The organism is Mesorhizobium sp. M7A.F.Ca.CA.001.08.2.1 (assembly GCF_003998455.1).
In the GTDB taxonomy this organism is placed as follows: domain Bacteria; phylum Pseudomonadota; class Alphaproteobacteria; order Rhizobiales; family Rhizobiaceae; genus Mesorhizobium; species Mesorhizobium ciceri.
In genome coordinates, this window is record NZ_RZPW01000253.1 from 1 (window position 1) to 7,886 (window position 7,886).

8 protein-coding genes are annotated in these 7,886 nt (G+C 65.3%); 4 read left to right on the forward strand and 4 right to left on the reverse strand.

Annotated features, from left to right (window positions below; genetic code table 11):
* Positions 1-58: 58 nt before the first annotated feature.
* The 4 genes from EN914_RS16610 to EN914_RS16625 form a co-directional block, all read right to left on the reverse strand.
* Positions 59-1,165 (reverse strand): glycosyltransferase family A protein, encoded by a 1,107-nt coding sequence (locus EN914_RS16610; RefSeq protein WP_024501682.1) that lies wholly within the window; start codon positions 1,163-1,165, stop codon positions 59-61.
* Positions 1,162-2,331: an acyltransferase gene (locus EN914_RS16615; protein WP_024501681.1), complete on the reverse strand. Its 1,170-nt coding sequence runs from the start codon at positions 2,329-2,331 to the stop codon at positions 1,162-1,164. Before EN914_RS16615 ends, EN914_RS16610 begins: the two co-directional genes overlap by 4 nt.
* A 571-nt stretch (positions 2,332-2,902) precedes the next feature.
* Positions 2,903-4,144 carry an ATP-binding protein gene (locus EN914_RS16620; protein WP_024501680.1) on the reverse strand — a complete coding sequence of 414 codons (1,242 nt, stop codon included), beginning with the start codon at positions 4,142-4,144 and terminating at the stop codon, positions 2,903-2,905.
* Entirely contained in the window at positions 4,141-4,869 is a 729-nt protein-coding gene (locus EN914_RS16625; RefSeq protein WP_024501679.1) for a response regulator, read from the reverse strand. The genes EN914_RS16620 and EN914_RS16625 overlap by 4 nt, the downstream gene beginning before the upstream one ends.
* Positions 4,870-5,108: 239 nt before the next feature.
* Here EN914_RS16625 and EN914_RS16630 point away from each other — a divergent pair, with 239 nt between their 5' ends.
* From EN914_RS16630 to EN914_RS16645, 4 genes are all read left to right on the forward strand, one after another.
* Positions 5,109-5,789: a hypothetical protein gene (locus tag EN914_RS16630; RefSeq protein WP_013530680.1), complete on the forward strand. Its 681-nt coding sequence runs from the start codon at positions 5,109-5,111 to the stop codon at positions 5,787-5,789.
* A gap of 173 nt (positions 5,790-5,962) precedes the next feature.
* The gene (locus EN914_RS16635) at positions 5,963-6,157 is read left to right on the forward strand and encodes a hypothetical protein (protein WP_245497825.1); all 195 of its coding nucleotides are present in this window, start codon (positions 5,963-5,965) and stop codon (positions 6,155-6,157) included.
* 245 nt (positions 6,158-6,402) lie between these two features.
* Positions 6,403-7,674 carry an efflux RND transporter periplasmic adaptor subunit gene (locus tag EN914_RS16640; RefSeq protein WP_013530682.1) on the forward strand — a complete coding sequence of 424 codons (1,272 nt, stop codon included), beginning with the start codon at positions 6,403-6,405 and terminating at the stop codon, positions 7,672-7,674.
* A gap of 3 nt (positions 7,675-7,677) precedes the next feature.
* The coding region (locus EN914_RS16645; protein ID WP_164778760.1) for an efflux RND transporter permease subunit at positions 7,678-7,886 on the forward strand (209 nt) is incomplete at its 3' end.

The window sequence follows — 7,886 nt, forward strand, 5'->3', positions numbered from 1 at the left end:
GGCCAAGCGCCGTCGAACGATCGCGCTGCAGGGGTTGGTTGACTTTGACGATCATGCCTCAGCCCGCCTGATAAGGTGCCAGAACCGCCGCGGCGGGCGCAGATTTGAAGAAGTATGCCATGGCATCGGCCTGCCTGGCGGCCGACAGCGAAGCGAGGCTGAGCCAGGGCGCCCAGGCGCCGGGCCGCAGGGCATATTGTTCGCGGCGCCGGATGACGTTCCATTTCGCGGTCCGCGTCAGCAATTCATGCGTCAGCGCGGGCTGGTTTTCGTCGGCGACGAGCTGGTAGAGGAAATAGAACAGGTTCAGCGCGCCGGCCTCGAAGCTCGGCCGCGTCGCCGCCGGCAGCGAGGAAATCTCCTCCTCCAGCGCGACGATGAAGTCGGCCGCACGGGCCACGGTGCCGTGGCCGACCGCATCGCCAATGTCGCGCAGGTCCCGCGTGGCCTGCGCCAGGCCCTCGCGCTCGAGGTTCTCGGCCACGATCCGCAAATGCGTCCTGCGCATCTCCTTGACGTGCCGGCTCGTCACGCTTGCCTGATGGACGCGGTAGACGACCAGGTTTTCGGGCATCATGGCTGCCGGGTAACGGCCGGCCAGCCGCCTGAAAAGATCGAAGTCCTCGGCATGCCGGTAGGCCTGGTCATAGTGCAGGACGCTGTCGTCGATGACCTTCCTGTTGTAGACGACCGTCGGGTGCATGAAGATCGTGAAGAACATCGCCAATACGGGGATGCGGCCGAACTGGAAGACCGGATCGGGCCTGCCCCTGGCGATGCGGCCGCGGATCAACATGTCGACGCCGGCGCCGCAGAAGCCCAGTTCGGGCCGCCGCTCGAACAGCGCCACCTGGCGCGACAAACGCCAGGGATAGGCGACGTCGTCGGCGTCCATCCGCGCGACCAGTTCGCCCCGGGCGATCGCCAGCCCTTCGTTGAGCGTCGCGACAAGGCCACGGTTTTCGCGCGAGATGATCGAAATGCGGCTGTCGGCCTTTTGGCATCGCTCGAGTATCTCGAGCGAATTGTCGGTCGAACCGTCATCGATCGCGATGATCTCCAGGCGACTGTGATCCTGCCGCAGGATGCTTCCCAGCGCGGTGGCGAGATAGGGACCGGCATTGTAGACCGGCAACAGGACGGAGACGAGCGGTGCGGCGGTCATCGTCTGGCATCCGTGCGCTGGAGTTCGAGCGCCGGTGTGCGGCCATCGGGCGATCCGCCAGCCGCCGTCGCGAGCCAGCCGCCATGGCTGCCCTGTGCGGAGCGGGTGCGCGCGACATAGGGGAAGTGGCGCTTCAGGCTGTTGAGCGGCCTCTCGAAAACCACCCAGGAAATCGAGGCCGCGACAATCGTGGCGGCGCTCGCAACCAGGAAACGCCCTGGCCCTTGCTCCGAGACGTTGAGCGGAATCCAGGGTTGCGCCTTGACGGCGAGCGACAGCAATATCGGATGATAGAGATAGACGCCGTAGCTGATGCGGCCGAGGCCAAGCAGCGGCGGCAGTTCGGCAAGCTTTCCCAAAGTGCCGCCAAGGCCGCGCGAACAGGCTGCGACGATGACCATCAGCGGCACCAGCGGCAGGACTTGCCGCACCAGCCAATGGGTCCATTCGAGCATCGGATCGGCGGGCGCAGGCACAAACCACTCGATGACAAGGAATGCGGCCGCGAAGGCAGGCCAGCTGAGCCGCATCCAGTGCGGCAGGGCCGCGCCCCTGGATCGCCAGCAGGCAAGCAGCGCGCCCGTCGCCAGCGCATCCATGGATGCCGGCGGCAGCAGGTCGCGCGCCAGCGTCGTGTTGGCGGTGAGCGGCCAGTAAAAGCGATAGGCCAGCGACAGTGCGATGACGCCGATGCAGATCTGTTCGAAGCGGCGGCGCGGGGCCAGCAGGACGACCAGCGGCCAGGCAAGATAGAACTGCTCCTCGATGCTCAGGCTCCAGAAATGGCACAGCACCCAAGGGTTCCAGTCATTGCGCAGCGCATACCAGAAATTCGACAGGTAAAGCGCATGCCAGACCAGCGATCCCCTGGATTGGTCCAGGTCGACCAGCCAGACGAAACCCAGGACGGCGAAATAGGGCGGAAATATCCGCAAGCCTCGCCTGATATAGAAGGATCGCAGCGCGGGACCGGTCTCGAATTCGGCGGCCGAACGCGCTTCCAGGAGCAGGCGCGTGATCAGGAAGCCGCTCAGCACGAAGAACAGCCGCACGCCGATATGGCCCCAGAATGAAGATCCTCCAGCGGCGAAGAAATGGGAATACAACACCATCGTCACGGCGATGGCTCTCAACGCATCCAGTTGGATGTCGCGGGCGCTTCCCATCAGCGGCATCCGCCAGCGTGATGGCCGCGACCAAGCCGCCAGCCGGCCGTTTCGAGCGGCAGGCCAAGGCGGGCGAGACCCGCCAGAGCGCAGGCATCGTCAAACCTACGCTCGAAATCGACGGACGGGTAGCTCAAGCTGGTCAACCTGGCGGGATCCTCCACGGCGCATATCCAGTCGCAAACGAGTCCCCCAGGAGATCGTTCGGCTACGGCATTGTGCGGCGCAACACAAAAAATCTACCCAGCTGAAATACTTATGTGAGCAAGTGCTAAAAAATTGAGAAAACCGAGCGTTTCTCGTCAATTCTGGCGATTTTTCTCAGACCTTAAACGCTGTGGTTTAAATTTTGCCGATGTTCCCGCCTCGGTTGATTTGCGATCTCGTGGCTTGACAGCCTAGTTCTTTGTTAGACCACAGGAAATTCCGTAATCTATATTTTGTCTATATGGATCCGGCCCTGGCTCCGTGAAGAAATGATTTGGAACCATTAGCTTTGCGCGGTGCAGCATCGTCTCTGTTTTTCGTCGTTGCCACGCGCAACGCCCATTACTCGGCTGACCGCCAACCCTCACACCGCGTCGAACACCACCGTCTGCTCCAGCCCGCCGCCCCGGCGGTTTTCCAGTGTTACCGTGCCTCCGTAGCGCTCGATGATTTCCTTGGCGATGGCGAGGCCAAGACCAGCTCCGGGGATCGATTGCAGGCGGCCGGGGTCGACGCGGAAAAAGGGCTCGAACGCCTTGTTCAGGAGTTCCGGGGGGATGCCCGGCCCATGGTCCGATATGGTCAGCACGGCGCGATTGTGGGCCGCGGCCAGGTCGATGCGGCACGCCTTGCCATGGGTGGCGGCGTTGACGATCAGGTTGCGCAAGGCGCGGCGCAGGCCGAGCGCGCCGGCGCGCACGCAAACCTTTTCCAGGTGCCCGATCGAGACGGCATGGCCGAGCGACACCATCTCGGCTTCGATATCGCGCACCGTCTTTGCCAGGTCCACCGCTTCGACGGCGTCCTGGTTGACCTCTTCGCGCACCAGGCGGATGGCGCTGTCGGCGATGCGATCGAGTTCGTCGAGGTCGTGAAGCCATTTGTCGCGTTCGTCGTCCAGGAATTCGGCGCGCAGCCGCATGCGCGTCATCGGCGTGCGCAGATCATGGCCGGCGGCCGCGACCAGCCGCATGCGGCTTTCCATGGCGGTCCGCAGCCGCGACGAGAGCTGGTTCAGCGCATGCGCGGTGGCCTTGACCTCGGCCGAACCCACTTCCGGCACCGTCGCCAGCACGCCGTCCGATCCGATCTTGGAGACGGCGGCCTCCAGCATTTCGAGCGGTCGGATCAGCACCGAGGTGAAATAGACCGATACCGCCGTGGCGCCGGCGACGATCAGCGAGATCCAGCCGGCCAGAACCAGCCATTCTCGCCGCGGCGGCTTGAGGTGCGGCACTTCAATGATCGCCCATCGGCTGTCGGGCAGGTGCATCGATGCGATCTGGCCGGGTTCGTCCGTCTTCTCGTTGACGACCGCGGGAAAGTCGAGGCCACGGCGGTGCAGGATGTCATTGAGCATCGCCGTTTCCGCACGAGCCACCTTGCCGCCCGCCGGATGATCGGCGAATTGAACCCGCAGGACGTCGGGGATCGGCCCCGGCAAGAGCCGCACCACCAGTTCCATTTGTTGGGCAATCCAGGGCACGGTCAGTTCCGGCGGCGGTCCGCCGCCGCGCACGCTGATGACGGCGGCCGTCGCCAGGCCGACGACGCCGACGATCGAGGCGACCAACAGCAGGATGAGACGGCGGCGCAGCGAATTCACGCGTGGCTCTCCACGGTCTCGACACGCGCCGTGAGCTGGTAGCCGCCATTGCGCACGGTCTTGAACAGCGGCCCGTCGCCGGTGTCGGAAAATTTGCGGCGCAGCCGGCTCACCAGCACATCGACCGAGCGTTCCAGCGGATCGCGTTCGCGGCCCTGCGTCAGGTCGAGAAGCTGGTCGCGCGACAAAAGCCGGCCGGGACGGTCGAGAAACACCTGCAAAAGATCGAACTCGGCGCCGGTGAGGTCGACGGCCACGCCTCGCGCATCCGTCACCTTGCGGGTCTCCGGTTCCAGCCTGTAACTGGCAAAGCGGTAGATGCGCGCGCGCGGCGGCGCGGGCGCCTCCTCGGGCGTCGAGCGCCTGAGCACGGCGCGGATGCGGGCAATGAGCTCACGCGGGTTGAACGGCTTGCCGAGATAGTCGTCGGCGCCGAGTTCCAGGCCGATGATGCGGTCGACATCTTCCTTCAGCGCGGTCAGCAGGATGATCGGGGTGTGCGGCTTGCGGTCGCGCAAACCGCGGCAGACATCGAGCCCCGAGCCGTCCGGCAGCATCACGTCGAGCACAATCAGGTCGAATTGGCCGGAGCCAAGCCGTTGCTCGCATTCGCGCCGGTCCGCCGCCGCCGTGACGCGAAAGCCCTGGCTGTCGAGGTAACGCTGGAGAAGCGTCCTGATCTCGCGGTCGTCGTCGACGACGAGGATATGGGGTTGTGACTGCATGACCGTGCCGTTGCCGATGAATATTGGGACCCGTGATTGCAGGGGCTTGCCGCGATTATAGGAGAGCCGCGCCCGAGCGGCATGGAAAATTGCAACCGAACGTTTCCGGCGGGCCATGGGAAACATTCGGAAACAAATTGCCCTTTTGCGGAAACCTTCGGCAACACGCCGACGCGAAGCGGACAAAGACGCTTCCTATCCTCTGAACCGTCCGAAGCATGAGAGAAAGGAACATCTTTATGCCAAGCAGACTTCTTGCGCTCGGCCTGTTTTCCGTCGCCGCAATTCACCCCGCGCTGGCGGCGCAGCCCGACCCCGGCGCCGGACCCGGTGAGCCGCCCCCTGTCATGGCCATGCAGGATGGGGCAGGCCACGGCCGGAATGGACCCGGCCCGCATGGACCGATGCGACCTGGTTCGCAGGGTTTCGGCCCGCAAGGCTTTGGCCCCCGCCGCATGGGTCCGCCGCCGGAATTCATGCTGGCCGCCCGGCTCGCCGCGCTGGAGACCCGCGTCGGCATCCGCACCGAACAACTCGACGCCTGGCGCGACTACACCAGCGCGCTGCAGGCGGTGCTTTCGCAGCCTCGGCCTGACCGCGGGCGGCCCGTTGGTGCTGAAGCGAAGGACCCCGACGCAGCAGGCCCGGGCGGCAAGCCCGATCCCTTCGCATTCCAGGAAAAGCTGGCCGACGACGTTACCGCCCGCGCGGTTTCGGCCGGCAGACTGAAGGAGGCGATCGCTGAACTGCGCGCCAAGCTGACGCCCGAACAACTCGAACTCCTCGCTTCGGCGGAACGTGCCCATGGATCACCCCCCGGTCCCTGGGGCGGTCCGCCGAACGATGCAGCCGGCCCCAGAGGCCTGCCCAACGATGGCAGGCAGCTCCCGCCCCAGCCCGGGAACGACGAGCAACTCTGACCGACTGCACCGGCCGGCCCGGTACCCAACCCGTTCTCGGGTCGGCCGGTTCTCCGGGGATGGCGGGCGTATCTCCGCCATCCTCGTTTCGATCACGCCCAGTTCGAATCGCGCCAATTCGGAACCATGCCCAATTCGAACCCTGCAATGGAAGCACGACAATGTGGGAAGCCATGATCATGCTGCGGCTGCTCGCGTCCGCCAGCCCGAGGCTCTCGTTCGGTCCTGTCGGGCGAGGCATGCCGCTGGCCCCGCCGGTCGACACGCTGAAGGGCGCGATCCGCCTGAGTTTCGCCGCCTGGCGGTTGTCGCTCCCGCTGTCGCAGCCGCTCGACAACCATGGGCATCATGACCGCAAGATCGCGTGAATTCCGGCAAGGCGCTTGGCATGTCCTCGCTGATCGGCATAATGATGTTGGTGGGCATCGCGGCCGGCTACTCGACCTTCGAGCAGCTCTGGCCGCCGAGAAGGAGCGCGACATGAGCCGCTTCGAAGCATTGCTCGTCGCCGCCCGCAGACCGGCGCGGCCCACCATCAAGATATCGGCCGGCATGCCTCGACCAAGCGGTCGATTGCCCGCGCCCGCAACTCCAGCGAAAGATCATTCAGTCCATGTCTATCCAGCCTAGCCCGTCTTTGCAGCCGGCACGCCGTCTGGCGCCCTGGGCCGCGATGTTCGCATCCGCCTTTCTGCTGGCGGCCTGCTCGCAGGAGAGCAGCGCCCCCGCAGGCATGGGCGCGCCCGGCAAACCGGAAGTCGGCGTCGTCACCCTGCATCCGCAATCGGTGGCGATCACCGCCGAACTGTCGGGACGCACGGCGGCCTCGCTGGTTGCCGAAGTGCGCCCGCAGGTGAACGGCATCATCCAGCAGCGCCTGTTCAAGGAGGGCAGCGAGGTGGCGGCTGGACAGCCGCTCTACCTCATCGATCCGGCGAGCTACAAGGCGTCCTACGACAGCGCGGTCGCCGCACAGCAGAAGGCGGAAGCGGCGGTGCCTACGGCGCAGGCCAAGTTCGACCGTTATGCCGGCCTGTTGAAGCAGAACGTTGTTTCCAAACAGGATTATGACGATGCCGCCGCCACGCTGGCGCAGGCGCAAGCCGATGTCGCCTCGGCCAAGGCCAGTGCCGAGACGGCGCGCATCAGCCTCGACCGGACCTCCATCACGGCACCGATCGCCGGGCGCATCGACAAGTCCACGCTGACGCCGGGCGCGCTGGTGACCGCGAACCAGGACACGGTGCTGACCACCATCCGTGCCCTCGATCCGATCAATGTCGACGTCACGCAGTCGAGCACCAACCTGCTCAATCTGCGGCAGGCGATCTCGGAAGGGCGGCTGAAGTTCAGCGGGCCCAATGTCAGCGTGAAGCTGAAGCTCGAGAACGGCACCATCTACACGCAGACCGGCAAGCTGGAATTCGCCGGCGCCAATGTCGACCAGACCACCGGCACCTTTGCGCTCAGGGCCGAGTTCCCCAATCCCGACCGCCTGCTTCTGCCCGGCATGTATGTGCGGGCACTGGTCGAGGAGGGCGTTGCCCAGAACAGTTTCCTGGTGCCGCAGCGTGCCGTCAGCCGCAACACCAAGGGCGAGGCCACGGCGATGGTCATCAACGCGCAGGGCAAGGTCGAGACGCGCGTGCTCGCCGTGCGCAACAGCGTCGGCAACAACTGGCTGGTGGATTCGGGTGTCGGCGACGGCGACCGCGTCATCGTCGAGGGCATGCAACTGGTGCGCCCCGGCGGCGATGCGACGGGTGTCGAAGTGACGATCGACGAGACGACCGGCGAGGTCAAGGACCGCGGGCAGAGCACTTCCGCCGCACCGGCCGCGTCCAATGCGGCGAAACCGGCGCCTGCCGCCGCGACCGGGAACTGAGCGATGTCACTATTCTTCATCAACCGGCCGATCTTCGCCTGGGTGATCGCCATCGTGATCATGCTGGGCGGCCTTCTGGCACTCACCACGCTGCCGATCTCGCAATATCCGCAGATTGCGCCGACGACAGTCAACATCAGCGCCACCTCGCCGGGGGCAGACGCGTATACGGTCGAGAATGCGGTGACAAAGGTTCTCGAGCAAGGGATGAC